The 25,724-nt window shown below is 50.4% G+C and carries 17 protein-coding genes, 1 tRNA gene and 1 pseudogene; 15 read left to right on the top strand and 4 right to left on the bottom strand.

Annotated elements, in window-relative coordinates:
* A partial coding sequence (locus ACLPHM_RS16765; protein WP_430222353.1) for a hypothetical protein occupies positions 1-193 on the top strand: 193 nt, incomplete at its 5' end.
* Positions 194-224: 31 nt separating this feature from the next.
* Here the strand turns inward: ACLPHM_RS16765 and ACLPHM_RS16760 are convergent.
* Positions 225-2,498 (bottom strand): NADP-dependent malic enzyme, encoded by a 2,274-nt coding sequence (locus ACLPHM_RS16760; RefSeq protein WP_430222352.1) that lies wholly within the window; start codon positions 2,496-2,498, stop codon positions 225-227.
* Positions 2,499-2,958: 460 nt separating this feature from the next.
* Here ACLPHM_RS16760 and ACLPHM_RS16755 point away from each other — a divergent pair, with 460 nt between their 5' ends.
* The 5 genes from ACLPHM_RS16755 to ACLPHM_RS16735 all read left to right on the top strand — a co-directional run bounded on the left by ACLPHM_RS16755 (position 2,959) and on the right by ACLPHM_RS16735 (position 11,288).
* The gene (locus tag ACLPHM_RS16755) at positions 2,959-5,835 is read left to right on the top strand and encodes a 2-oxoglutarate dehydrogenase E1 component (protein WP_430222351.1); all 2,877 of its coding nucleotides are present in this window, start codon (positions 2,959-2,961) and stop codon (positions 5,833-5,835) included.
* 47 nt (positions 5,836-5,882) lie between these two features.
* The gene (gene odhB, locus ACLPHM_RS16750) at positions 5,883-7,088 is read left to right on the top strand and encodes a 2-oxoglutarate dehydrogenase complex dihydrolipoyllysine-residue succinyltransferase (RefSeq protein ID WP_430222350.1); all 1,206 of its coding nucleotides are present in this window, start codon (positions 5,883-5,885) and stop codon (positions 7,086-7,088) included.
* A gap of 162 nt (positions 7,089-7,250) precedes the next feature.
* Positions 7,251-8,678, top strand: coding sequence for a dihydrolipoyl dehydrogenase (lpdA, locus tag ACLPHM_RS16745; RefSeq protein ID WP_430222349.1), 1,428 nt, complete (start codon positions 7,251-7,253; stop codon positions 8,676-8,678).
* A gap of 167 nt (positions 8,679-8,845) precedes the next feature.
* Entirely contained in the window at positions 8,846-9,937 is a 1,092-nt protein-coding gene (gene zapE, locus ACLPHM_RS16740; protein WP_430222348.1) for a cell division protein ZapE, read from the top strand.
* 31 nt (positions 9,938-9,968) lie between these two features.
* Positions 9,969-11,288 carry a tryptophan--tRNA ligase gene (locus ACLPHM_RS16735; RefSeq protein ID WP_430222347.1) on the top strand — a complete coding sequence of 440 codons (1,320 nt, stop codon included), beginning with the start codon at positions 9,969-9,971 and terminating at the stop codon, positions 11,286-11,288.
* Positions 11,289-12,304: 1,016 nt separating this feature from the next.
* On the opposite strand, the gene ACLPHM_RS16730 is transcribed toward ACLPHM_RS16735, so the two are convergent.
* Entirely contained in the window at positions 12,305-14,659 is a 2,355-nt protein-coding gene (locus ACLPHM_RS16730) for a Tex family protein (protein ID WP_430222346.1), read from the bottom strand.
* 143 nt (positions 14,660-14,802) lie between these two features.
* On the opposite strand from ACLPHM_RS16730, the gene ACLPHM_RS16725 reads away from it, so the two are divergent.
* Positions 14,803-16,818: an ATP-dependent DNA helicase gene (locus ACLPHM_RS16725; protein WP_430222345.1), complete on the top strand. Its 2,016-nt coding sequence runs from the start codon at positions 14,803-14,805 to the stop codon at positions 16,816-16,818.
* 44 nt (positions 16,819-16,862) lie between these two features.
* Here ACLPHM_RS16725 and ACLPHM_RS16720 read toward each other — a convergent pair whose 3' ends face one another.
* Positions 16,863-17,678, bottom strand: a complete 816-nt coding sequence (locus ACLPHM_RS16720; protein ID WP_430222354.1) for an outer membrane protein assembly factor BamD — start codon at positions 17,676-17,678, stop codon at positions 16,863-16,865.
* 83 nt (positions 17,679-17,761) lie between these two features.
* Between ACLPHM_RS16720 and ACLPHM_RS16715 the strand changes: the two genes are divergently transcribed.
* From ACLPHM_RS16715 to ACLPHM_RS16690, 6 genes are all read left to right on the top strand, one after another.
* Positions 17,762-18,739 carry an RluA family pseudouridine synthase gene (locus tag ACLPHM_RS16715; protein WP_430222344.1) on the top strand — a complete coding sequence of 326 codons (978 nt, stop codon included), beginning with the start codon at positions 17,762-17,764 and terminating at the stop codon, positions 18,737-18,739.
* Positions 18,724-19,497: a peptidoglycan editing factor PgeF gene (pgeF, locus tag ACLPHM_RS16710; protein WP_430222343.1), complete on the top strand. Its 774-nt coding sequence runs from the start codon at positions 18,724-18,726 to the stop codon at positions 19,495-19,497. Before ACLPHM_RS16715 ends, pgeF begins: the two co-directional genes overlap by 16 nt.
* A 151-nt stretch (positions 19,498-19,648) precedes the next feature.
* On the top strand, positions 19,649-21,271 hold the full coding sequence (locus ACLPHM_RS16705; RefSeq protein ID WP_430222342.1) for a PHA/PHB synthase family protein: 1,623 nt from the start codon (positions 19,649-19,651) through the stop codon (positions 21,269-21,271).
* Between the two features lie 81 nt (positions 21,272-21,352).
* Positions 21,353-22,090, top strand: a complete 738-nt coding sequence (gene phbB / locus ACLPHM_RS16700; RefSeq protein ID WP_430222341.1) for an acetoacetyl-CoA reductase — start codon at positions 21,353-21,355, stop codon at positions 22,088-22,090.
* A gap of 32 nt (positions 22,091-22,122) precedes the next feature.
* Positions 22,123-22,695, top strand: a complete 573-nt coding sequence (gene phaR / locus ACLPHM_RS16695; protein ID WP_430222340.1) for a polyhydroxyalkanoate synthesis repressor PhaR — start codon at positions 22,123-22,125, stop codon at positions 22,693-22,695.
* 224 nt (positions 22,696-22,919) lie between these two features.
* On the top strand, positions 22,920-23,075 hold the full coding sequence (locus ACLPHM_RS16690) for a hypothetical protein (protein ID WP_430222339.1): 156 nt from the start codon (positions 22,920-22,922) through the stop codon (positions 23,073-23,075).
* On the opposite strand, the gene ACLPHM_RS16685 is transcribed toward ACLPHM_RS16690, so the two are convergent.
* Positions 23,054-23,130: transfer RNA gene (locus tag ACLPHM_RS16685), tRNA-Met, on the bottom strand. The genes ACLPHM_RS16690 and ACLPHM_RS16685 overlap by 22 nt on opposite strands.
* A gap of 65 nt (positions 23,131-23,195) precedes the next feature.
* Between ACLPHM_RS16685 and scpB the strand changes: the two are divergent.
* A pseudogene (scpB, locus tag ACLPHM_RS16680) lies at positions 23,196-23,711 on the top strand (SMC-Scp complex subunit ScpB); the annotation flags it as partial.
* A 164-nt stretch (positions 23,712-23,875) separates the two neighbouring features.
* On the top strand, positions 23,876-25,594 hold the full coding sequence (rluB, locus tag ACLPHM_RS16675; RefSeq protein ID WP_430222338.1) for a 23S rRNA pseudouridine(2605) synthase RluB: 1,719 nt from the start codon (positions 23,876-23,878) through the stop codon (positions 25,592-25,594).
* Positions 25,595-25,724: the final 130 nt, after the last annotated feature.

Below are 25,724 nucleotides of genomic sequence, written 5' to 3'. Positions count from 1 at the left end.
AAGCAAGCAAGCAAGCAAGCAAGCAAGCAAGCAAGCAAGCAAGCAAGCAAGCAAGCAAGCAAGCAAGCAAGCAAGCAAGCAAGCAAGCAAGCAAGCAAGCAAGCAAGCAAGCAAGCAAGCAAGCAAGTGTCCTAGCTACAGAACAAAAACGATGTTACGAAGTAGGCATAAAAAAAACCCCTCACCTGAATGAGGGGGGGCTTGTAGCAGTGTCGCGTTATTTTTTAGTTCGCTTTTTCTGCTTCTTCCATCGCATCCAACACGGCGATAGCCGTCATGTTCAAAATACGACGTACGCTAGCGCTAGTGGTCAGGATGTGTACTGGACGTTTTGCACCCAGCAGGATTGGGCCCATCGCTACGCCGCCGCTACCAGTCACTTTCAGGATGTTGTAGGTAATGTTACCGGCATCCAAGTTAGGTGTGATCAGCAGGTTTGCAGGGGCTTTTAATGTGCTGTCTGGGAAGGCTTTGAAACGTACGTTGTCATCCAGAGCGGAGTCTGCATGCATTTCACCATCCACTTCCAGTTCAGGCGCCATTTCAGCCAGCAAACGACGTGCTTCAGCCATTTTTCTAGACGAAACGTTATCGCGGCTACCAAAGTTGGAGTGCGACAGCAGTGCAACGCGAGGCTCTACGCCAAAGCGACGCACTTCGTGTGCAGCCAGAATCGTCATGTTGGCGATTTGTTCTGCGCTAGGGTTCTCGTTCACGTGTGTATCGCAAATGAACAAGGTTTGTGTAGGCAGTACCAACGCATTCATGGCGGCGAAAGTCGTAGCACCTTCTTGCAGGCCAATCACGTTTTCAATGTGGTTTAGCTCATTGATGAAGGGCGAGGTTACGCCGCACAGCATGGCATCAGCATCACCACGTTCCAGCAACATAGCACCAATCAAAGTGTTATTTTTGCGGATAGTCGCTTTAGCTACTTCAGGTGTTACACCGAAGCGTGCGCGTTGTTGGTAATAGCTGGTCCATGTTTCGTTGAAACGGTCGTCGTTTTCTGGGTCAACGATTTCTACGTTTACACCAGGTTGCAGACGCAAGCCAAAACGTTTGATGCGCATTTCGATTACAGAAGGGCGACCAACCAGAATTGGTTTGGCGATACGCTCGTCTACCGCCGATTGCACAGCACGCAATACACGCTCGTCTTCACCGTCAGCGTAGATAACACGCTTAGGTTCTTGCTTCGCTTGCATGAACAGTGGGCGCATCAGAGGGCCGGAGCGATAGGTCATCGCAATCAGTTTCTGACGGTAGGCTTCCATGTCCTCGATAGGACGTGTGGCTACACCAGAGTCCATGGCCGCTTGGGCAACGATTGGGGCAATGTGTGCCAACAAACGTGGATCAAATGGACGAGGAATAATGTACTCAGGACCAAAGCTTAGTTCGCTGTCATCATAGATCTCTGCTTCGGCGAGTTCAGCAATAGCTTTCACGCATGCCAGCTTCATTTCTTCGTTAATGACGCTAGCACCACAATCCAGCGCGCCACGGAAAATGAAGGGGAAACACAGAACGTTATTTACCTGGTTAGGGTAGTCGGAACGACCTGTAGCGATAATGCAGTCTGGGCGAGTTTCTTTAGCCAGTTCTGGACGGATTTCAGGCTCAGGGTTAGCCAAGGCCAAAATCAATGGCTGGTTAGCCATGGTTTTCAGCATCTCTGGTGTCAAGGCGCCAGCTGCGGAGCAACCCAAGAATACGTCTGCGTCCACAATCGCATCAGCCAAAGTGCGGTAGTCGGTTTCTTGAGCGTATTGAGCCTTGCTAGGCTCCATGTTTGCTTCACGACCTTTCCAGATAATGCCGCGAGAGTCAGCCACATAGATGTGTTCGCGTGGCAGGCCTAAGCTTACCAGCAAGTTCAAGCAAGCAATCGCCGCAGCGCCTGCGCCAGAACATACGAGTTTAACGTCTTCGATTTTCTTGTTAACAACTTTCAAACCGTTAACAATTGCCGCGGTAGAAATAATTGCTGTGCCGTGCTGGTCATCATGGAAGACCGGGATCTTCATGCGTTTGCGCAGCTCTGTTTCAATGTAGAAGCACTCTGGTGCTTTAATATCTTCCAGGTTTACGCCGCCCAGAGTGGGCTCCATGGCAGCAATAATATCTACCAGTTTTTGTGGGTCGTTTTCGGCCAACTCGATGTCGAACACATCGATGCCAGCAAATTTTTTGAACAGGCAGCCTTTACCTTCCATCACGGGCTTGGATGCCAGTGGGCCGATATTACCTAGGCCTAGTACAGCAGTACCGTTACTGATCACACCTACCAGGTTAGCGCGGGATGTGTACTTAGCCGCTGCTTCGTTGCCGTCTGCATGAATAGCCATACATGCTTCAGCAACGCCAGGGGAGTAAGCAAGAGACAAGTCGTCTTGATTCGCCAGAGGCTTGGTGGGAGTAACCGAAATTTTTCCGGGTGTAGGGTAAGCGTGGTAATCCAGCGCCATTTTGGCCAGATCTGCTTTGGCAACCATTGTTGATGTGCTCCTGCGGGATATCTATCTGTGTAAAAGCTAAAAGCGGATTTGCTCTTTTTTGTTCATCAGGCAAATTACGGTGAATTGCATGTTATAGCGTGAATGTGCAAAGTAATGCATGTCGCAACGCAACATAGAAAAAGTATTGAAGCCTGGCAGGAACAAAAAGAGCGAGCAGAACCAAGTGGTTCTACAAAATCGTAGAGATGTATTGTACCAAGTGGACCTGATTTTTTTGGCGTATGCGCAACAAAGTGGCTCTGGTAAAGGCTTTTCAAGAAGCCGATGTGCATAGTTTAAGGCTCACATGTATACTAAATTACATACGGCTTGTTTAAAGGCGTTAAGTAGTTAAGTAGCCTTCTGCTCTGCTATCCGCTATACGGCGTGGCCGTGATCGCGGAAGGTATTCCTGCATCTCATTACGAGTGAAACACTCGGACAGGTGAAGCATATAATGTCATCATCGCAAATAGAATTGCTGTCCACGTCCTATCTTTTTGGTAGTAACGCTGCCTACGTAGAAGATTTGTACGAGATTTATCTGGACAACCCCACTGCGGTGCCTGGTGAATGGCGTGATTATTTCGACCAGTTGCAGCATCTGCCAGCAACCGATGGTCGTGAACATACACGTGACCAAGCACACGCTCCAATCGTAGAATCTTTTGCCCAGCGTGCTAAAGCAAATGCTTTGGCTGCCCGCATTCCTTCAGTGGACTTGAGTGTTGCCGCTAAGCAGGTATCGGTACAATCGCTGATCGCCGCTTACCGCTCTTTGGGCGTAAGGCTGGCCATGTTGGATCCTCTGAAACGCACTGAGCGTGTGAGCTTTGCAGAGTTAGATCCTTCTTTTTATGGTTTGACCGAAGCTGATCTAGATCAGGTTTACTCGGCCACCAACACATACTTCACCACCAATGTGACAATGACTTTGCGCGACTTGCTCAAAGCGTTGCGTGACACCTATTGTCAATCCATTGGTGCAGAGTTCATGCACATCTCCGACCCTGTAGCCAAACGTTGGATACAAGAGCGTCTAGAATCCGTGCATGGTTCTTTCGAATTTAATACCGACGAAAAACGCAACATTCTGCAGCAGTTGACTGAGGCAGAAGGTCTAGAGCGTTTCTTGCACACCAAATACGTAGGTCAAAAACGATTCTCGCTGGAAGGTGGTGAAAGCTTCATCGCTTCCATGGACGAAGTCGTGAACCACGCTGGTGACAACGGCATTCAGGAAATCGTAGTGGGTATGGCTCACCGCGGTAGGCTGAACATGCTGGTAAACATCATGGGCAAAATGCCTGGTGATTTGTTTGCCGAATTTGAAGGCCGTTACACCGAAGGTCTGACTGACGGTGACGTGAAATACCACAACGGTTTCTCAAGTGACTTGTCCACTCGTGGTGGCCCAATTCACTTGTCTCTGGCGTTTAACCCATCCCACTTGGAAATTGTTAACCCAGTGGTTGAGGGCAGCACTCGTGCTCGCCAAGACCGTCGCGGTGATGCGACTGGTGAACAAGTATTGCCTGTGCTGGTACACGGTGACGCAGCGTTTGCTGGTCAAGGTGTAGTAATGGAAACCCTGAACCTGGCCCAAACACGTGGTTACGGTACAGGCGGTACATTGCACATCGTAATTAATAACCAGATTGGTTTCACAACTTCTGATCCACGCGATGCGCGCTCTACACTGTACTGTACAGATGTAGTGAAAATGATCGAAGCACCGGTGTTCCACGTGAACGGTGATGATCCAGAAGCCGTTGTGTTCGTGACACGTCTGGCCTTGGATTACCGCAAACAATTCCGCCACGACGTTGTGGTTGATATTGTGTGTTTCCGTAAACTGGGCCACAACGAACAAGATACACCAGCGCTGACACAGCCGCTGATGTACAAGAGCATTGGTAAGCACCCAGGTACACGCAAACTGTACGCTGAGAAACTGGTAGCCCAGAATGTGCTGACCGATGAAGAAACAGAAGACATGGTGAAAGCCTACCGTCAGTTGATGGAAGACGGTAAGCGTACTGTTGAGCCTGTGCTCACAGACTACAAAAACAAGTACTCCACCGACTGGTCTCCGTTCCTGAGCGCTAAATGGACAGATCAAGCTGATACAGGCTTGCCTCTGGCTGAACTGAAACGCTTGGGTGAACGCATCACCGAAGTACCTGAAGGCTTTACCGTACACTCTCTGGTTAACCGTTTGTTGAACGACCGTCGTGCGATGGTTCGTGGTGAAATGAACGTAGACTGGGGTATGGGTGAGCACTTGGCATTTGCCTCTTTGGTGAATACAGGCTACGCCGTACGTATTACAGGTCAAGACTCTGGCCGTGGTACGTTTAGCCACCGTCATTCTGTATGGCACGACCAAAAACGTGAGCGCTGGGATGATGGTACCTACATTCCTCTGCAAAACATTTCCGAAAACCAAGCTTCTTTCTTGGTGATCGACTCTGTACTGTCTGAAGAAGCAGTATTGGCGTTTGAGTACGGTTATGCCTCCGCTGAACCTAACATTCTGACGATCTGGGAAGCACAGTTTGGTGACTTCGTGAACGGTGCCCAAGTGGTAATCGATCAGTTCATCAGCTCCGGCGAAGCAAAATGGGGTCGTCATTGTGGTCTAACCATGATGCTGCCACACGGCTACGAAGGCCAAGGTCCAGAGCACTCCTCTGCACGTATTGAGCGCTTCTTGCAGTCTTGTGCTGATAACAATATTCAAGTGGTTCAACCCACAACTGGTGCGCAGATTTTCCACGTATTGCGCCGCCAGATGATTCGTCCTTTCCGTAAACCGCTGGTGCTGTTTACGCCTAAGTCCTTGCTGCGAAACAAAGCAGCGACTTCGCCATTGAGTGATTTGTCTGAAGGCAGCAAATTCCAGCCTATCATTGCCGAAGTAAACGAGGACATCAAATCAGCAGACGTCACACGTTTGTTGGTGTGTTCGGGTAAGGTGTACTACGACCTCGTTGCCGAGCGTGAAGCGCAGCAGCGTGGTGATGTAGCGGTTGTTCGTGTAGAACAGCTGTACCCATTTGCACATAAATCCTTCCAATCGGTTGTTCAGCAGTACCCCAACCTGAAAGAAGTAGTATGGGTGCAAGATGAGCCTCAGAACCAAGGTGCTTGGTTCTACATACAGCATCACCTGATTGAAAATATGGCTGAAGGTCAGAAGTTGAGCTATGCAGGTCGTCCCGCATCAGCCTCGCCTGCAGTGGGTTACTTGGCTAAACACCAAGAACAACATAAAGCCTTGCTAGAGCAAGCCTTTTCACCACGAATCAAGGGCTTCTCGCTGGTTAAATAAGCGGGACCACTTTTAGCAAATACACACATTTACGGAAAGAAAATATTATGTCTATTATCGAAGTTGTAGTTCCTCAGCTGTCTGAGTCTGTTTCTGAAGCCTCCTTGCTTGAGTGGAAAAAGCAACCTGGTGAAGCCGTTAGCGCTGACGAAATTCTGATCGACGTTGAAACTGACAAAGTAGTGTTGGAAGTTCCAGCTCCTGCTGCTGGCGTACTGGTAGAGATCGTTAAAGGCGACGGCGCTACAGTATTGGCTGGTGAAGTATTGGCTCGTATTGATACAGCTGCTACAGCCGCTGCCGCGCCTAAAGCAGAAGCTGCTCCAGCGCCTGCTGCTGCACCAGCCGCTGCGCCTGCAGAAAAATCCACAACGATTGCTGCTGCTTCTCCTGCGGCTGCAAAAATCCTGGCTGAAAAAGGTCTGGAAGTTGAAAACGTTGCAGGTTCCGGTCGTGGTGGTCGCGTAACCAAAGAAGACGCCGTAAACGCACAAGCGGGTAGCGCACAAAAAGCTGCTGCGCCTGCCGCTCCTATCGGTGTGTCTTTGGATGGCCGTCCAGAACAACGCGTACCTATGAGCCGTCTGCGCGCTCGTGTTGCTGAGCGTCTGCTGCAATCTCAACAAGAAAACGCCATCCTGACTACGTTCAACGAAGTGAACATGCAGGCTGTGATGGATCTGCGTAAACAGTACAAAGACGTGTTCGAGAAAGAGCACGGCGTGAAACTGGGCTTCACTTCTTTCTTTGTGAAAGCAGCTGTTGCCGCGCTGAAAAAATACCCTATCATCAACGCTTCTGTTGATGGCAAAGACATCATTTACCACGGTTACTTTGATATCGGTATCGCTGTAGGTAGCCCACGTGGTTTGGTTGTACCTATTCTGCGTAACGCTGACCAACTGAGCATTGCCGAAATCGAACAGCAAATCGCTGACTTCGGTGCACGTGCTCGTGATGGCAAACTGACTCTGGAAGAGTTGACCGGTGGTACCTTCTCTATCTCCAACGGTGGTGTATTCGGTTCCATGTTGTCCACACCAATCATCAACCCACCTCAGTCAGCTATCTTGGGTATCCACGCGACTAAAGAGCGTGCAGTGGTTGAAAACGGTCAGATCGTTATTCGTCCAATGAACTATCTAGCAATGTCTTACGATCACCGTATCATTGATGGCCGTGAAGCTGTTTTGGCTTTGGTTACCATGAAAGAAGCGCTGGAAGATCCTCAGCGTTTGTTGCTGGATATTTAATCTAGCATCGGGTCTTTGATCATGTTTTAATGGTTCGGCCAGATGCGCACCGTATCTGGCCGGTCTTATTTTCAGTGCAGTACTTCGCAATGAAGAGCTCCAGTCCTGTTTGTGTATACAAGGGCTACTGTTGAGCTGCACGAAAAAGCTAAAGGTAAGAAAATGGCAAAACAATTTGATGTAGTAGTGATTGGTGCTGGTCCTGGTGGGTACATTGCTGCGATCCGTGCTGCCCAGTTGGGTATGACGGTAGCGTGTGTGGATGCGTGGAGCGATGCAAGTGGTAAAGCAGCTCCTGGCGGTACATGCACCAACGTAGGTTGTATTCCTTCCAAAGCGCTGTTGCAGTCTTCCGAGCACTACGAACAAGCTGGCAAACACTTTGCTGAGCACGGTATCGAAGTTAAAGGTTTGGGCCTGAAACTGGACGCATTGCTGGGTCGTAAAGACACCGTAGTCACTCAGAACAACCAAGGTATTTTGTACCTGTTCAAAAAGAACAAAGTTAGTTTCTTCCACGGTAAAGCAGCGTTCAACGCTAAAGTAGATGCAGGCTGGTCAATTAAAGTTGACGGTAAAGATGCTGAAGAGCTGATCGCAAAACACGTGGTTGTGGCTACAGGTTCTTCCGCTCGTCAATTCCCTGACCTGCCTTTCGACGAAGAAAAAGTAGTGTCCAACGACGGCGCACTGCGTTTCGCTTCTGTACCTAAAAAACTGGGCGTGATTGGTGCTGGTGTGATCGGTCTAGAACTGGGTAGCGTATGGCGTCGTTTGGGTGCTGAAGTAACAATCTTGGAAGGTGCTACTGATTTCTTGGCAGCCGCTGACCGTGATGTGGCTAAAGAAGCCCTGAAAGCGCTGACCAAACAAGGCTTGAACATCCAGATGGGTGTCAAAGTTAAAGGCATCGATAGCAAAGGCAAAGGCGTAGAAGTTAGCTTTGAGGATGCTGCTGGTGCCGAGCAATCCCTGAAAGTAGATCGTCTGATCGTATCCATTGGCCGTGTACCTAACACTGATGGTCTGGGTGCTGAAACCGTAGGTCTGAAACTAGACGAGCGTGGTTTCGTTGTCGTAGATGACGACTGCCTGACCAACTTGCCTAACGTATGGGCAGTGGGTGACGTAGTACGTGGCCCTATGCTGGCTCACAAAGCCGAAGAGGAAGGTGTTGCAGTGGCTGAGCGTATCTCTGGCCAACACCCTCACGTGAACTTCGACACAGTGCCTTGGGTTATCTACACATCCCCAGAAATCTCTTGGGTAGGTAAAACCGAGCAGCAACTGAAAAAAGAAGGCCGCGACTACCGCGCTGGCAGCTTCCCATTCATGGCTAACGGCCGTGCACGTGCGCTGGGCGATACTACCGGTTTCGTGAAAGTATTGGCTGATGCGAAAACAGACGAAGTATTGGGCGTACACATCGTAGGTCCTATGGCTTCTGAGCTGATTGCAGAAGCCGTGACTATCATGGAATTCCGTGGCGCGTCTGAAGACATCGCTCGTATTTGCCATGCTCACCCAACATTGTCCGAAGCGCTGAAAGAAGCCGCTTTGGCAGTGGACAAACGTGCGCTGAACTTCTAATCCAGTTTTGTGCAGGAAAAAGCAGGCCTAGGCCTGCTTTTTTTATGGCCATAATGTTGCAGTCAGCCACATGCTTTGTACGCGTCTTGCGACGTTATGCTTCTTAGATCAGACCCGTAGTAGTTAAGGGTTTATACTGGTCGTTTTACTGTTTTCACTGCATTTACATGTCTGTTCGTCAATATTACAAGGATGCTCTGGCAGAGCGTGGTTACGAGGCTGATGCTGCCCAATTGGCAGGTATCGATCGCTTGCAACGCTTTTCCGATGAACTTCAGGCTTATGAACGTAGTCAGCGTTCATTGATGAAGCGTTGGTTTTCCAAAGAAGCTCCACCCGAAGGCGTGTACCTGTGGGGTGGGGTAGGGCGTGGTAAGAGCTTTTTAATGGATGCGTTTTATCGTAGCGTGCCCATAGAGCGTAAAACACGCCTGCACTTCCACGAATTTATGCGCAGCGTGCATCAGCAGTTAAATAATTTCAAAGGCCAAGCAGACCCGCTAGAGGCAGTGGCACAGGTTATTGCTGATCGCTACCGTCTGATTTGTTTTGATGAGTTTCATGTGTCAGACATTGCTGATGCCATGATCTTGTATAAGCTCTTGTTGGGCTTGTATGAGCGTGGTGTGTGCTTTGTGATGACCTCAAACTATCCACCCGATAGTTTGTACCCTGACGGTTTACATCGTGATCGCATCTTGCCGGCTATTGCGCTGATTAAAAGCCGTATGAGCGTGTTGACCATCGATACAGGGGTAGACTACCGTCGCCGTTCGTTAGAGCAAGTGAAGGCGTATTTTACGCCTCTGAATGATGAAAGTCGTGCGCACCTACAGTCGGTCTTCGACAAGTTGTCTGATACCGCTCCGATGGAACCCACCATTGAAATTGAAAATCGCACCTTGCCGATGGTTGCCCGCAGTGGTAGTGTGGCGTGGTTCGGTTTTGATGTGCTGTGTGAGGGGCCGCGTTCCCAGAACGATTACTTAGATCTGGTGAGCCGCTTTCAGACGGTGATATTGTCTGATGTGCCGCGTATGACTGTGCGTGATGCATCGGCTGCTCGCCGCTTTACATGGTTGGTGGACGTGCTGTATGACCACCAAGTCAAACTGATTATCTCGGCAGAATGTGATCCAGATGAGTTGTATGTGGAAGGCCCTATGGCTTCTGAATTCCACCGTACAGTCTCACGTCTGGTAGAAATGCAGTCTAAAGAGTATCTGGAGTCCGAGCGCCGCAGCGCCGTGACCCTCTAACTTACTAATTGTTTTTAAAAGTCTTGATCTGATGAGCACACGTATTCTTACAGGCATCACGACGTCGGGTATCCCTCATTTGGGAAATTATGCTGGCGCTATCCAACCTGCGATTCAAATGAGTCGCCAAACGGGTAACGACGCCTTCTTTTTTATGGCCGACTACCACGCATTAGTGAAATGCGATGACCCAGAACGGGTGGCCCGTTCGCGCCAAGCGTTGGCAGCTACGTGGCTAGCCGCAGGTCTGGATACGGATAAAGCAACGTTTTACCGTCAGTCTGATATTCCTGAAATCCCCGAGTTGAATTGGGTACTCAGCTGTGTCACCTCTAAAGGCTTGATGAATCGTGCGCACGCTTACAAAGCGGCTCAAGACCAAAACGCGGCTAAAGGCGTAGAGCTGGATGACGGCGTGACGATGGGGTTGTATTGCTACCCTGTATTGATGTCTGCTGACATTCTGATTTTTAACGCCAACAAAGTCCCCGTAGGTCGTGACCAAGTTCAGCACTTGGAAATGGCACGCGATATCGCTCAGCGTTTCAACCACATGTATGGTGAAACCTTTGTGTTGCCCGAGGTGCAGATTGCAGAAAACGTCGCTATCTTGCCGGGCCTAGATGGTCGCAAAATGTCCAAGAGCTATGACAACACTATTCCGCTGTTTGAAAGCTCAGAAGCAGAATTGAAAGCAGCCATTATGCGCATCGTGACGGACTCTCGTCAGCCTGGTGAGCCTAAAGATGCCGACGCTTCGATGATCTTCCAGATCTACAAAGGCTTTGCCAGTGATGCACAAACTATTGCGCTGAAAGCCGAACTCGAGCGCGGCATGGGCTGGGGCGATGCTAAAAATGCCTTGTTCACCTTGCTGAATGATCACTTGGCTCCTATGCGTGATCATTACCAAGACTTGCTGTCTCGTCCTGATGATATCGAAGACATTCTGTTGGCCGGTGCTGCTAAAGCACGCCGCTACACAGAACCTTTGATGGAAAAAGTGCGTGATGCGGTAGGCTTGCGTAAAGCAAAGCGTGTGGCAGTTTCTGCACCAGCCGAGAAAAAAGCAGCACGTAAAGGCCGCTTTGTCAGCTTCCGTGAAGAAGAAGGCTTCCGCTTCCGTTTGTTGGACGCAGCGGGTACAGAGTTGTTGGTATCCGAAGTGTTTGCTGATCCGCGTCAGGCTGGGATGGCACAGAAGGCTTTGGCTGCACTGAATGATCGTAGCCAATTTGACGTGGCTGGTGATGAGGCGTTGGTAGTGGTAGAGGGCGCTAAAGTTGCCAGCTTGCCAGTTGCTGAGCTGGATGCTTTGCTGGAAACCTTGGAGGGGATGCGGGCGGAGTAAGCGCTGCAGTCTTGTGTCTGAGTAGTAAAAATGGCTCCTAATTTAGGGGCCATTTTTTATTGGTCAGGCGGTGATGACTGATGGGGTATTACGGCATGCATAGCACACGTGTTGTGGGGCGCTAATGTGAGTATGCTGAGGTTGCATTCGTTGCGTCGCAATGGTTGATGCCTTAGCAAGTGTTTGTGGTGTATGTGGGTAGGGATTCATCGCATATGCTGGGGACTGCAGGAATACTTTTTGTGATTTGAGACACCAAATCAAAAAAGTTTCCTCTCCGTCCCCCGATTGTTTTGAATGTGGCTAGGTTTACAGCCCTTTCTTTAGTCGCGGTATTTTCAGCGACAGAACTATCCATCACCTTCAACGGCAACTTACCCACAACTCGTTGCAAGCTATGGCTGTTATTGGTGAGCATGTTGAGGCAGCATTCATTGCATGCGTTGGAGATTGCGGAAAAGCTTTTTGTGAGTTGAGGCATCAAATCAAAAAAATCACCTCCACTCCACCAAGGTTGTTCTGAATGTGATGAGGTTTACAGCCCTTTTTTGAGTGAGAGGGACTTGTGGCATTCTGTGAAGCGCTTGGCTATTTTTATCTACTCTTAGCGATAGGGGGGGGGGCTGGTTAAAGGGATGGGAGGAATGACTCTTTCTTAGCCACAGAAGTACTCATCATCTTCAGTTGCAACCGTACCGAAACCGTTGCAAGCGATGAAGGGAAAACGGAGGAAAGTATTTTTTTATTTGGTGTACAAATTAAAAAATACTTTTCGCAGTGCCAACTACTGCATCCAGTGGTGAGTTCGTTTGTGCAGCACTCATCGCACACGCTGGGGACTGCAGGAATACTTTTTGTGATTTGACTACCAAATCAAAAAAGTTTCCTCTCCGTCCCCCGGGTTGGTCTGAATGAGGAGAGGTTTACAGCTCTTTCTTGAGCAATGGTAGCTGTGTCCCTCGCAATAAAAAATGGCCCCTAAAAGGAGCCATTTTTGAACATCAGCCTAACGCGTATTACTTACGCAGCTTGGCAAACGCTGCAGCCATAGCATTGTTCACCACTGGTTCTTCACGACGTTGCTGTGGAGCGCGATTGTTATTGCGTTGGCCTTTGTTGCTAGCCGGCCGATCACTGCTACCAGAGCTAGGTAAATCATCGTTCAAACGCATCGTTAAGCTAATGCGTTTACGTGGTACGTCTACTTCCAGTACTTTGATCTTCACCGTTTGACCTACACGCACTACATCGCGTGGGTCGCTCACAAACTGATCGGACAGTGCCGAGATGTGTACTAAACCGTCTTGGTGTACGCCCACATCCACAAAAGCACCAAAGTTAGCTACGTTGGTCACTACGCCTTCTAGCGTCATGCCGGGGATCAAATCAGAGATCTTGGTGACGCCTTCCATGAAGGTAGCTGTGCTGAATTCAGGGCGAGGATCGCGGCCAGGTTTTTCAAACTCAGAGAAAATATCCTGAACAGTAGGCAAACCAAAACGTTCGTCGGTGAAGTCGTTAGGGGATAGCCCTTTCAGCGCACCGCTTTGACCCATCACTTCTTTGGCTTGTTTTTGAATACGAGCCAAGATGCGTTCGGCAACGGGATAGGCTTCTGGGTGAACAGCAGAGGCATCCAGCGGGTTTTCGGCGTTCGGGATACGTAGGAAGCCTGCTGCTTGCTCAAACGCTTTAGGGCCGAAACGAGGTACATCCAACAATTGCTTGCGGGACATGAATGCACCATTGCTGTTACGCCATTCCACAATGTTTTTAGCCAGGGTGGCGTTCAAGCCAGATACGTGCATCAACAATGGGGCTGAAGCTGTGTTCACATCTACACCTACCGCGTTCACACAATCCTCAACAACGGCTTCTAACGAGCGAGCCAGTTCGCGTTGGTTCACATCGTGCTGGTATTGGCCTACGCCAATGGCTTTAGGTTCAATTTTTACCAATTCAGCCAGAGGGTCTTGCAAGCGACGGGCGATAGATACAGCGCCACGCAAGCTTACGTCCAATTCGGGGAATTCTTTGGCTGCTAATTCAGAGGCTGAGTATACCGATGCACCTGCTTCAGAGACGGATACACGGGTGAATTTCAGTTCAGGGTGACGGCTTTGCAGCTCGGAAACCAGTTTTTCAGTTTCGCGTGATGCGGTACCGTTACCTACTGCGACCAACTCAATGTTGTGTTTCTTAGCGATAGCGGCCAAGGTTTTCAAGCTGCCTTCTACGTCACGGCGTGGCTCGAATGGGTAGATAGTCGCGGTATCCAGCAGTTTGCCTGTGGTATCAATAGCGGCTACTTTCACGCCGGTACGAATACCTGGGTCTAAGCCTAGTACAGACTTATGGCCTGCGGGGGCTGCTAGCAACAAGTCACGTAGGTTGGCGGCAAAAACACGGGTGGCTTCTTGTTCGGCTTGTTCACGCAAACGAGTAATCAGTTCGGTTTCAAACAAGGTCAAGAGTTTCACACGCCATGTCCAGCGGCATACTTCAGCCATCCAAGCTTCGTGTGCAGTGGCTTGGCTGTCAAACCGCGCAGGGCTGTCGCTAAGCTCGGCAATACGTTCGATGCAGGGGTGAGGGTGTAGCGCCTCTTGTTCTTCGCTTAGGCCTAAACGTAGCGTCAGTACGCCTTGCTGGCGGCCACGTAGTAGGGCGAGCGTACGGTGTGAAGGCAGGGTGCGCAGGGTTTCGCTAAAATCAAACCAGTCTTGGAATTTGTTGCCTTCTTGCTCTTTGCCTTCTACCACTTTGGCATACAGCAAACCGCTGTTCCATAGGTATTCACGAAGCTTGGCCAGTAGATCGGCATTTTCGGCTTGGTTCTCAGACAGAATGTCACGAGCACCATCTAATGCAGCTTTGCTACTATCAAACGGTGCTTCACCCACAAAGGCTTCAGCCAGTACCAGCGGGTCGCTGGTGGGGTTGTCCAGAATGTTTTGCAACAATGCTTCCAAACCGGCCTCACGGGCAATTTGAGCACGGGTACGACGTTTGGGTTTGTAAGGGGTGTATAAGTCTTCTAGGCGCTGTTTGGTATCCGCCGAGGAGATTTCAGAAAGAAGTTCGGGATTGAGCTTACCTTGTTGCTCAATCGAATCTAAAATGGCGATACGACGGGTTTCCAGTTCGCGCAGATACAATAAGCGCACTTCCAACTCGCGTAGTACACCATCATCTAGACCGCCGGTGGCTTCTTTACGGTAACGGGCAATAAACGGTACGGTGGCACCATCATCCAGCAAACCCACTGCCGCAGTGGCCTGATTAGGGCGTATGCTCAACTCGGTTGCGAGCTGCTGCAAAATACGGTTTTGGTCAATGGTACGCGGGGAAGGGGAGGGGGTAGTTGTCATGGATTCAATACGGCCAAAAAACAAAAGGTCGGGCTTGGTGCCATGCCGGAGGCTGACGTGAATCCCGTGTATGAACGGGAACCCAGTAAAAATGATCGGCTTTGATTATAGAGCCGTGCAGAGATATTGAAAGAACTATGACTATGCTGACACAGGAACTTGACGAAATTTTTGCTGAGGGTGGACCTTTAGCGGAGTCTGTGCAGCACTACCATTTGCGTATGGGCCAATTAGAGCTAGCACGCTCTATTCATAAGGCGATTACCGATCACGAAATCCTGATTGCCGAGGCAGGTACAGGCACAGGGAAGACCTGGGCGTATTTGGTTCCTGTATTCCTGAGTGGCTCTAAAGCATTGGTATCCACAGGTACGCGTACCTTACAAGATCAGTTGTTTAGGCGCGATTTGCCACACTTGCGTAAAGCCTTAGGTTTGCCTGTGCAAGTGGCGTTGCTGAAAGGCCGGGGCAATTATGTGTGCCATTATCACTTAGAGCGTACCGAGCAGGACGGCCGTGGTTTTGCCTCGAGACGAGAAGTCGCGTGGATGCGTGAAATCCAACGTTTTAGCGAAACCAGCAGTTCAGGCGATAAGTCAGAGTTGGCGAGTATTCCTGAAGATGCTGAGATCTGGTCGCGTGTGACCTCAACCCGTGAAAACTGCTTAGGCCAAGATTGTCCTTATGTGGGTGATTGCTTTGTGTTGAAAGCACGCCGTAAAGCTCAAGAGGCTGACGTAGTGGTGGTGAACCATGCTCTCTTTATGGCTGATTTAGCCTTGCGTGAAGAGGGCATTACCGACTTGCTGCCCGCAGTAGATACGGTGGTGTTTGACGAAGCTCACCAGTTGCCTGATGTGGCCACCCGATTCTTAGGTACGTCGGTATCGTTGCATCACTTGCTAGATTTGGCGCGTCAAACCGAGGTGGCGGGTTTAGGGCATGCGCGTGGTGTGGTGGACTGGAGTGCTGTTTCAGGTGCGTTAGAACAAGCCTGTAGGGATTTGCGGTTGGCTACGGCTGAGGTAGCCAAGATGCCAGGTGCGCGTGCCACCTTTGAAATGATTCCAGAGCCTGAGGCTTTTGATGAAGCTTTAGAGGTTTTGCTGGAAAAACTAGACAAAATTATCAAGCTGCTGGATATGCTGGCAGAAAAACACCCTGACTTGGGTGCGGCCCATAAACAAGCATTGCTCTTGCGTGCGCGGTTGTTTTTATGGAGTCAGCCGGATAGGCAAGGGCGTCATGCGTTAGCGCCTGATACGGCTTCAGCCGAGTTAAAAGAGTCGGCGGCAGATGAAATGGTGCGTTGGGTTGAGCACACACAAACCTCATTGCGTTTTCACAGTGCGCCGCTGTCGGTAGCGAAGATATTCTCGCGCTACCGAGAGCCGCATCAAGCATGGGTGCTGACATCGGCTACCTTGTCGGTGCACGGTAACTTTGCCCACTTCGTGCACCAGTTAGGCCTGTGGCAAGCCCGTACCGAAGTGTGGCCGTCTCCGTTTGATTATCCTCAGCAAGGGCTGATGTTTGTGCCCAATAGTTTGCCTATACCGTCGTCGCCGCAATTCAATGAGCGCTTTGTGGAGTTGCTCATGCCGCTGATTCAGCAAGCTAAAGGTGGTGTGTTGGTGTTGTGTACGACACTGCGTTCTGTTGAGCGTATTGCCGAGCTGCTGCAAGAACGATTTGAAGACTTAGGCATCACTAGGCCTTTGCTGCGTCAAGGAGAGCGCTCACGACGTGTGCTGTTGGAAGAGTTTCGTAATGGTCACAACATGGTGTTGGTGGGCAGTGCTAGCTTCTGGGAAGGTATTGACGTGCCGGGTGATGCGCTGACCTTGGTGGCGATTGATAAGCTGCCGTTTGCGCCGCCCGATGATCCTGTGCTCGAAGCCCGTATCAATGCCTGCAGAGAACGAGGCGGTAATCCGTTTATGGAGTACCAATTGCCCGATGCGGCTATTGCCTTAAAACAGGGGGCAGGGCGGTTAATTCGTACGGAGCAAGATTGGGGGGTGTTGGTGGTAGGCGATGCGCGTATTGTCGATAAGCCCTATGGCAAATTGTTGTGGCGTGGGTTGCCACCTTTTTCGCGTACACGTGATCCACAACGCGCATTGGCTTTTTTCAAAGATAAGCAACACGAGGAATAAAAAAAGGCTGCCTTTGGCAGCCTTTTTTTATTCGTGAATCGCGCTTAGAACCAGTTAATAGGGTTCCAGTAGTTGCTAGGCGTATCCAAGCCTTGTTTCCACAAAATGCTATCAGGGAAGTTTTCGTCCATGATGCGTTTGGTGTCATCACGCAATGCGCTTTCACCCAGTTTGTCGTAAGACAAGTACATCAAGTACAGCGCTTTTTCTGCAATGGCTACACCGTGGAAATCGGTAATGACGCGTTGTGCACGGTTAATGGAAGCCACATAGGCGCCACGCTTGTAGTAATACTCGGCAACGTGTACTTCGTTTTCAGCAATCGTGCTTACCAACCAGGTGATACGTTGTTTCGCATCAGCCGCATAACGGCTCTCAGGGTATAGGTTGATCAGCTCGTTAAATGACTCGTACGACTCACGCAAACCTTGTGGATCACGCTCGCTGGGGTCTTGTCGTGTGAAACGCGTCAACATTGCGCTAGGCGGAGTAAAGGTAATCAGCCCTTTGAGGTACAGCATGTAGTCGCTGCCGGGGTGATTAGGGTATTGCTTCTGGAAACGGTCAATAGCAGCCAAGGCTTGCTCTGGCTCTTCGTCTTTCCAGTTAATGTAGGCTTGGTCAATCAGTGCCTGTTGCGCATAAGTGCCAAATGGGTAGCGAGCTTCAATGGCTTCCAATCGAGTACGGGCGGCTTTCCAGTTGCCAGCGTTCATTTCTTCACGCGCATCTTGGTAAAGCTTTTCTGCTGTCCAGCCTGCAGTAGGGTCTACGGTAGGCTTGGTGGCACCACAACCCGCGATCGCTACTACTACGCAGAGTGTTGCCAAAGCTTTGGCATAGCGTTGAAGATTAGCGATCCGAGATAGAAAAAAACGAGCAAGACGAGTCACAGAAGCATCCTTGGTGTTAGCATTTCAGACTGATTATATGATTTGTTGCTATGCAAGACACTAATACTGAAAAAAATTTACACGATCCTCTGTTGGACGAGACAACGGAGGAGCGTCGCTTTGTGTTACCTATCACTCAGGAACCAGAGCGCTTAGACAAAACACTGGCCTTATTGTTGCCAGAGCATTCGCGCAGCCGACTGCAGTCCTGGATCGAGGATGGGCATGTTCAGGTGAACCAGCAAGTAGTGCGTACACGCCATATCTTGTACCCCGGCGATGTTATCACGGTGCAGGAACAGGCGGCACCTGAATCCACTGCTTTTACTGCAGAACCTGTGGATTTCCCAGTGCTTGAAGAAAGTGCGCATTGGATTGTGGTAAATAAGCCTGCTGGCTTGGTGACGCATCCGGGTGCTGGAAACTGGACAGGTACATTACTGAATGGGCTACTGTACCGTTATCCTGAGCTGGCTTCGGTGGCACGCGCTGGTATTGTGCACCGCTTAGATAAGATGACATCAGGCTTGATGGTGGTGGCCCGTACAGAAACCGCGCAAACGCATTTGGTACGTCAATTGCAAAGCCGCAGTGTCAAACGCGAGTACCGAGCACTGGTGCATGGTTTTGTAGCGCCTGAAGGCACCATCAATATACCTATAGGTCGCGATCCTCATGTGCCTGTACGTATGGCGGTGAATGGTTCGGCACCACGTGAAGCTATAACGCATTTCCACTGTTTACGTCATGGCTTGGCCGAGCGCGGTATTGCCTTTAGTGAGGTAGTGTGCAAACTTGAGACTGGCCGTACACATCAAATTCGTGTGCATCTGGCTAGCCAAAAACACCCACTGCTAGGCGATGAGTTGTATGGCGGTAAAAATATGTTGGGCGCTGAGCGTCAGATGCTGCATGCCAGAGGGCTGGGTTTTGAGGACCCTGCAACAGGGCAGTGGGTGCAGTTCGAGTCAGCGTTACCGGATGATATGAACGCTGTACGGGAGTGCATTGAATGGAAAATCCCTTAAAGATATCTACGATTACCGGCCCTACATGGGCCGGTTGTTCTTATTTCAGCAGTTTGCGTTATCCCGGCTATAGTCAGGGCGACTGGGATGGACTGAATCTGGGGGCGCATTGCTCAGATGCTGCTGCTGATGTGGCGGCCAACCGTGCATTGCTGAGACAAAGTGTGCCTAGTGAGCCGGTATGGTTGCAGCAAGTGCATGGCACGGGTGTCTTGGATGCGGATGCGTATGTACCCTCAGGTACTGAAACGCCGCAAGCGGATGCCGCTATTACGACGCAAGCCAATAAGGTTTTAGCGATCATGACGGCGGATTGTCTGCCTGTAGTGGTGTATGATCCCTTAGGAGGCGTACTGGGAGCCGCACACGCTGGATGGCGAGGGCTGGCATCGGGAGTGTTAGAGCGCATGGTAGATCAAATGTGGTCTAAAACCGCTACTACGGGTCCGTTGTACGCATGGGTGGGGCCGGCAATCAGCCAGCAACACTTTGAGGTAGGGGCAGAGGTACGTGAGGCATTTCTAGCTAACGATGCTCACTACGGCATGTATTTCGTGCCAGCAGGGACTGCTGGTAAATACTTTGCCGACTTACCGGGCATTGCGCGCTACCGTTTGCATCAGCATTGCGATGGCAATATTTCTGTAGCCTTAAGTGGTGAGTGCAGCTACGAGCGTGCTGACCGCTATTACTCTTATAGGCGTCAGGCATCCACTGGGCGGCTCGTGACAGTAGCGTGGTTGCAAAGCCAAGCCTAGTTGTTTATTCTGGATGTTACAAAGTGTAGGTGTGGCGGCAAGTGAAAGGCGTTGCGCGTTTCTTGTCATGCAAGCTTGCTGCCTGTGATTAGTTGTTGGACCGTTCAATAAAAGCTCATAGATAGCTTTAGCAACAGGGAGACAAATTACGATGGCTGAGGCTGCTGTACACCCTCTTTCTTTTTTCATCGACTCTGATGATTTACAGGCTATTCGTGCCGACTTCGAACAGCGCTGGCAGGCGTTGCAAGAGGCCGCTGCGCAAGCGGCTTTGGGAACCCCAAAAAGCCGCCGCTTCAAAAGTGGTGCGTGGCAATCGCATCCCCAATCGTTGATGGCTGCCCATGTATGGGAGCTCTACGCCGACACGCTACAAAAACTGGCAGACCAAGCCTCTATAGGGGTTGAGCAGCAGCAACGGCTCTCCTTTGCGCTGATGCAATGGATAGAAGCTATTTCCCCCGCGAACTTCTTGGCAACGAATCCAGACGTACAGCAAGACTTGTTGTTCTCACAAGGAGCAAGCTTGATGGCGGGCGCCAAGAACTTCTGGGAAGATTTGCAAAAAGGTAGGCTCAGCCAAACCGATGAAAGTCAGTTTCAGCTTGGCGAGAACCTAGCTACTACTGCGGGTGATGTGGTGTATCGCAATGCCTTGTTTGAGTTGCTGCATTATCGCCCTGCTACAGCCACGGTTAAGGCTACCCCGTTATTGGTCGTGCCACCGTGTATCAACAAATACTATATTTTAGATTTACAGCCTCGTAATTCCTTTGTGAAGCATGCGGTAGAGCAGGGCTATCAAGTCTTTTTGATGTCGTGGCGTAACCCGTTAGCAGATGATCAAGACTCTATTGCCACTGCAACATGGGGCGATTACCTAGACAGTGGCGTGTTACAGGCCATTGATGTGGTGCGCGATATCACGCAGCAGTCCAAAATCAATGCGCTGGGCTTTTGTGTGGGCGGCACGTTATTAAGTTCAGCCTTGAGCATGGCTGCAGCGCAGGGTGAGCATCCTGTGAATGCGTTAACACTGCTCACTACTATGCTGGATTTCGAAGACGTAGGCGCTTTGCAGGTCTTTGTGGATGAGGCCTTGGCGTGTTTTAGGGAATGGCAAATAGGTTCTGGTGGATTGCTGGCAGCGAATGAGTTGGCCACTACGTTTGCCTTCTTGCGTCCGGCAGAGTTGGTCTGGAATTACGTAACCGACAATTATTTAAAAGGTAAAACACCGCCTGCCTTTGACTTGCTGTATTGGAATGCGGATGGCACTAATTTGCCCGGGCCATTCTTTACGTGGTACTTCCGCAATACATATCTGGAAAATAACCTAAAGAAACCAGAAGGCGTAGGTATTAATGGTCATACATTGACATTGAACACATTGTCGATGCCTACCTATGTGTATGGTTCCAAAGACGACCATATCGTGCCATGGCACAGTGCTTACCGTAGTGCGCAGTTGTTGCAAGGCGATGTGCGTTTCGTGTTGGGGGCGTCAGGACATATAGCAGGGGTGATTAATCCTCCTGCAGATCAAAAGCGTCATTATTGGACGCAAGTACAACCAGGCGGTTTAGATAAAGGTCTGGATTCTGAGCAGTGGTTTGAGCAGGCTCAGCAGTTGCCCGGTAGTTGGTGGGGTGACTGGATGCAGTGGTTGCAAATGCATAGCGGGGCCGATGTGCCTGCGCCTAAAAACACGGGCAATGCGCATTACCCATCGTTGGGTGCTGCGCCGGGTAGCTACGTGCGTGTTAGGGCGTAACCGCTAGATAAAAAAAGAACGTTGGTGCAGCACAGGCCAACTCGTGTTGTTGTATGAGTGAGGACTACAAGGAGAAAGTGTATGTCTGGAAAATTAGCATATGTGACCGGGGGCATGGGTGGTATCGGTACAGCAATTTGTCAGCGCTTAGCGCGTGAAGGTTTTAAAGTCGTAGCAGGGTGTGGGCCAAACCGTGATGCGCAAAAATGGTTGGATGAGCAGCGCCAACTAGGGTTTGAGTTTTATGCGTCTGCTGGGAACGTGTCCGACTGGGACTCTACCGTAGAGGCGTTTGAAAAAGTGCGTAGTGAGCATGGTGATGTTGCTGTGCTGGTAAATAACGCCGGGATTACGCGCGATGGGCAGTTCCGTAAAATGAGCCTAGAGGAATGGCGTTCTGTGATAGACACCAACCTAAATAGCTTGTTTAACGTTACAAAGCAGGTGTTGGAGCCCATGTTGGCGAACAACTGGGGGCGCATCATTAACATCAGTTCGGTTAATGGGCAGCGTGGTCAGTTCGGGCAAACCAACTACTCTACAGCCAAAGCAGGTATTCATGGCTTTACAATGGCGCTGGCGCAAGAGGTTGCTAGCAAAGGGGTAACAGTCAATACCGTTTCTCCGGGTTATATTGGTACAGACATGGTGCGAGCCATTCGTCCTGATGTGCTGGAGAAAATCGTCGCCACCATTCCTGTGCGTAGACTGGGTGAGCCTGATGAAATTGCCTCTATCGTGGCGTGGTTAGCCTCTGATGATTCAGGTTTTTCTACCGGCGCTGACTTCTCGGTCAACGGTGGTTTGCATATGGGCTGATGTGCCGTATTTTTAGAATGAAAAGGTAGTCTATGACACAAGAGTCTGCAGCAGAAACTGTAAGATTGATTAAGAAATATCCCAATAGGCGTCTTTACGACACATGCACCAGTTCGTATATCACGCTGGTTGATGTGAAGCAGTTGGTGATGGCAAATGAGAGTTTTGCCGTGGTAGACGCTAAAACCAATGACGATATTACGCGCAGTATTCTGTTGCAGATCATCTTGGAAGAAGAGAGTGCGAATGTGCCTATGTTTTCAGCAGAGGTACTGTCCAACATCATTCGTTTTTATGGCAGTGCCATGCAAGGTGTGATGGGCAGTTATCTAGAGCAAAACATTCAAGCTTTCATCGAGATTCAAGAGCGCTTGCTGGCGCAATCTAAGCATGTGTATGGCAAGCCGGTAGGGCCTGAGGCATGGGCGCAGTTTATGACAGTGCAAACGCCTATGATCCAAAAAATGATGAACTCTTACGCTGAGCAAAGCCAGAAAATGTTCACGCAAGTGCAAGATCAGATGCAGGATCAGGTGTACGGGTTGTTTTCGGCTTTCCCTTTTGCATCGCCTACAAAAGAGAAAACACATAAACCTAAAGAGTAAAACGGTCTTGCGTAAAGCGCGATTCTGATGATGTAATGACAAAACTAGTGGGAAGCTGCCCACTAGTTTTAATAGAAACAGGGCAATCAGGCACAAAGCGTGCCAGCGCGGTGAGTGCAGTAGCCGACTACACCGCAGCAAGCCCCATACCTTCCTTTCTTTTTCTTATAGCCAAACTGGTTTAGTCGCATCGTTGTTGTGCGAGCTAAGCATGTGTACTAAAGATGAAAACGCAAAATGCTTTCGTGTTCAATTGCTGTGTGCTGGAACAAGGGGCGGGTTGCGCCTTTATTTTGCGTGCAAATGAAATAGGCAAAGAAAAAGGGCTGATTTCTAAGAAATCAGCCCTTTCGGAATTTGGTTGCGGGGGCAGGATTTGAACCTACGACCTTCGGGTTATGAGCCCGACGAGCTACCATGCTGCTCCACCCCGCGTCAGAAAAATAATAGTAACCTGACTGTTTCAAAAAAGCAAGCTTCATGTGGAAAATAGACTAGGTATGACAGATAATGAGATTTTAAAAGTGTTGGAAGCGGCATTATTATGTACAGAAGAGCCGCTGAATCTGTCACAATTACGGCAGTTGTTCGGTGTGCATGAAATTTCCGCCGATCAAATGCGTCACCATCTAGCAATGTTGCAGCTGGATTGGAATGATAGAGGGCTTGAGCTGGTATCCCTATCCAGCGGCTGGCGTTTTCAAAGCCGGCCTGAAATGCAGCCTTATCTGGCGCGACTTAATCCGGACCGTCCGCCCAAATACTCACGTGCGGTGTTGGAAACACTGGCCATCATTGCGTGGCGTCAGCCTGTTACTCGTGGTGATATCGAAGATATACGCGGCGTGGGTGTTTCTACTCAGATTGTACGTACGTTGGAAGATCGGGGTTGGATCGAGGTTCTGGGCTACAGAGATGCACCAGGCCGTCCTGCGTTGTTAGGTACAACGCGACAATTTCTGGATGATTTAGGTTTACGTTCTTTACAGGACTTGCCTTCTTTGGATGAAGAGCAGGTGCAGGATGTGTTTATGCAACAGCTTGTGGAGCTAGATAGCACACAGCAAGGGACGTTGCATGAGCCCGACACTACGGAACATGAAGAAAGCGATGAGAAGTGAAACTTTTAACACTTATCATCAAAGCATAATGAATGAGAAAAATTGGAGTCTTTTAATCAATGACGGAAAATATTGAACAAGCGCCTGAGCGTAGCGCAGAAGCGGCTGAGTCCTCTTCTACGGCATCAGCTTCGCGCGGCAAAGGGCGTAAGCTGCGCACGCCGTTTCGTCGTCGTCGAGGTGATGCGGCCGAAGCTGGTGCACGTACCCGTGATGACTCTTCCTCCACCCAGGATGTTAAGGAAGAAACTGCAGAGCAAAAACCTGTAGCCAAAGGTAGACGTAAGCCGGTTGCTGGTGCTGCGAATGCGGATCAGCCGCGCGCACCGCGTGCGCCTCGCGCTCGAAAAACCAGCACACGCACTCCCAAGGCTGCGGCGTCTGTGCAGGACGAGCAAGAACCAGTAGTACAGATGAGCGCAGAAGATGATCAAGAAGCGGATCACGCACTCTCCTACTTGGATAAAACAGCCAGAATGTCCCAGCGCTTGGGGCGTTACCTGACTAGCGAAGCGATACAACCCAAGTTGCATAAAGTACTGGCGGATGCCGGTGTGGGTTCGCGTCGTGAAATGGAAGAGTTGATTGTGGCGGGTCGCGTTTCGGTAAACGGTGAGCCTGCTCATATAGGTCAACGCGTAGGTCAAGACGATAAAGTTCGTGTGAATGGTCGTCTGATTGCGCGTCCTCATGCTAATAAGCCGCCTCGTGTGATTCTGTACCACAAACCTGTGGGCGAAATCGTGACACACGACGACCCAGAGGGTCGCGAAACTGTCTTTGCACGCTTGCCTAAGGTACGCGTGGGCAAATGGCTATCCATTGGCAGGCTAGATTTGAATACGGAAGGTCTGTTGATCTTCACGACATCTGGCGACTTAGCGAACAAAATGATGCACCCCCGTTATGGCGCTGAGCGCGAATACGCTGTGCGCGTATTGGGTGAGTTGGCGGATGATCAAGCTAAACGTCTGACCACTGGTATTCAGCTGGAAGACGGTGAGGCCAAATTTGGTGAGTTGGAATTCATCGGTGGTGAAGGTAGCAACCGCTGGTACCGTGTGACCTTGCATGAGGGGCGTAATCGCGAAGTGCGTCGCATGTTTGAGGCGGCTGGTGTGGTGGTGAGTCGTCTGATCCGAACACGCTTTGGTGAAGTGGTGCTGCCACGTAACCTGCGACGCGGTCGTTGGGAAGAGCTAAACGCGGATATGGTTGCGGCATTGATGCTGCGTGTAGGGTTGTGGCGTGATACAGGTGAAACTGAAAGCGCGGGCGGTGGTCGCCGTGGCGCTCGTCGTCATAGTCAGCCGCTGAGCCATGACAGTGCTTTGCCTCCCGGGTTTGGTACTATGGAGCAAAACGGTACTAACGGTGCGCGTACTAATAGACGTGGTCGTCTGCGTACGGGCGAGAGCGGTGGCTATGTGGATCCAACGGCTACTACCGGTATGTTGATCAGTGGTGGTTTGGCTAATGGTCATCCTGAGGCTGGCCGAGGAGGTCGCCGCACAGGCGGTCGTGGCCAGCCACAACGTGGAAATGCAGGGCAGGCTAGCCGTGATCAACGTGATCCTCAGGCGGCTCCGGCAAATCGACGACGTCGCAGTGCAGAGCAGCGTGGTACGGAAGAACGTCAACAAGCGCCACGTGCGGCGGCTAAACGAGCTCCAGCTCGCGGCGCGCGTACGAGTGGTCGTTCAGGTGATGATTGGCAACCACGCTCTTCTAATGCGCACGAGTCACGCTTGGCGCGCATAGGAACTAACCGTCGTTAATGCACCACAGGGCTGGGCTACGAAGTAGGTGTAGTCCAGCTTCTGTATGGCTATAGCTTTATTTCTGGGCTAAGCGCTGGATGTGGCAGGATTTTTTCTCGAATTCTGTTAAAATGTAAAGCTTGGCACG

It is taken from the genome of Paenalcaligenes sp. Me131 (genome assembly GCF_050487225.1).
Lineage (GTDB): Bacteria > Pseudomonadota > Gammaproteobacteria > Burkholderiales > Burkholderiaceae_B > Paenalcaligenes.
Note: the sequence above shows the minus strand (reverse complement) of the source record. Positions and strands in the feature narration are given on the sequence as shown.

Bases quoted from the DNA above. Each gene is read 5' to 3' on its own strand.
- ACLPHM_RS16760 (WP_430222352.1), bottom strand. From the start codon at position 2,498: ATGGTTGCCAAAGCAGATCTGGCCAAAATGGCGCTGGATTACCACGCT.
- ACLPHM_RS16755 (WP_430222351.1), top strand. From the start codon at position 2,959: ATGTCATCATCGCAAATAGAATTGCTGTCCACGTCCTATCTTTTTGGT.
- odhB (WP_430222350.1), top strand. From the start codon at position 5,883: ATGTCTATTATCGAAGTTGTAGTTCCTCAGCTGTCTGAGTCTGTTTCT.
- lpdA (WP_430222349.1), top strand. From the start codon at position 7,251: ATGGCAAAACAATTTGATGTAGTAGTGATTGGTGCTGGTCCTGGTGGG.
- zapE (WP_430222348.1), top strand. From the start codon at position 8,846: ATGTCTGTTCGTCAATATTACAAGGATGCTCTGGCAGAGCGTGGTTAC.
- ACLPHM_RS16735 (WP_430222347.1), top strand. From the start codon at position 9,969: ATGAGCACACGTATTCTTACAGGCATCACGACGTCGGGTATCCCTCAT.
- ACLPHM_RS16730 (WP_430222346.1), bottom strand. From the start codon at position 14,659: ATGACAACTACCCCCTCCCCTTCCCCGCGTACCATTGACCAAAACCGT.
- ACLPHM_RS16725 (WP_430222345.1), top strand. From the start codon at position 14,803: ATGCTGACACAGGAACTTGACGAAATTTTTGCTGAGGGTGGACCTTTA.
- ACLPHM_RS16715 (WP_430222344.1), top strand. From the start codon at position 17,762: ATGCAAGACACTAATACTGAAAAAAATTTACACGATCCTCTGTTGGAC.
- pgeF (WP_430222343.1), top strand. From the start codon at position 18,724: ATGGAAAATCCCTTAAAGATATCTACGATTACCGGCCCTACATGGGCC.
- ACLPHM_RS16705 (WP_430222342.1), top strand. From the start codon at position 19,649: ATGGCTGAGGCTGCTGTACACCCTCTTTCTTTTTTCATCGACTCTGAT.
- phbB (WP_430222341.1), top strand. From the start codon at position 21,353: ATGTCTGGAAAATTAGCATATGTGACCGGGGGCATGGGTGGTATCGGT.
- phaR (WP_430222340.1), top strand. From the start codon at position 22,123: ATGACACAAGAGTCTGCAGCAGAAACTGTAAGATTGATTAAGAAATAT.
- ACLPHM_RS16690 (WP_430222339.1), top strand. From the start codon at position 22,920: ATGAAAACGCAAAATGCTTTCGTGTTCAATTGCTGTGTGCTGGAACAA.
- rluB (WP_430222338.1), top strand. From the start codon at position 23,876: ATGACGGAAAATATTGAACAAGCGCCTGAGCGTAGCGCAGAAGCGGCT.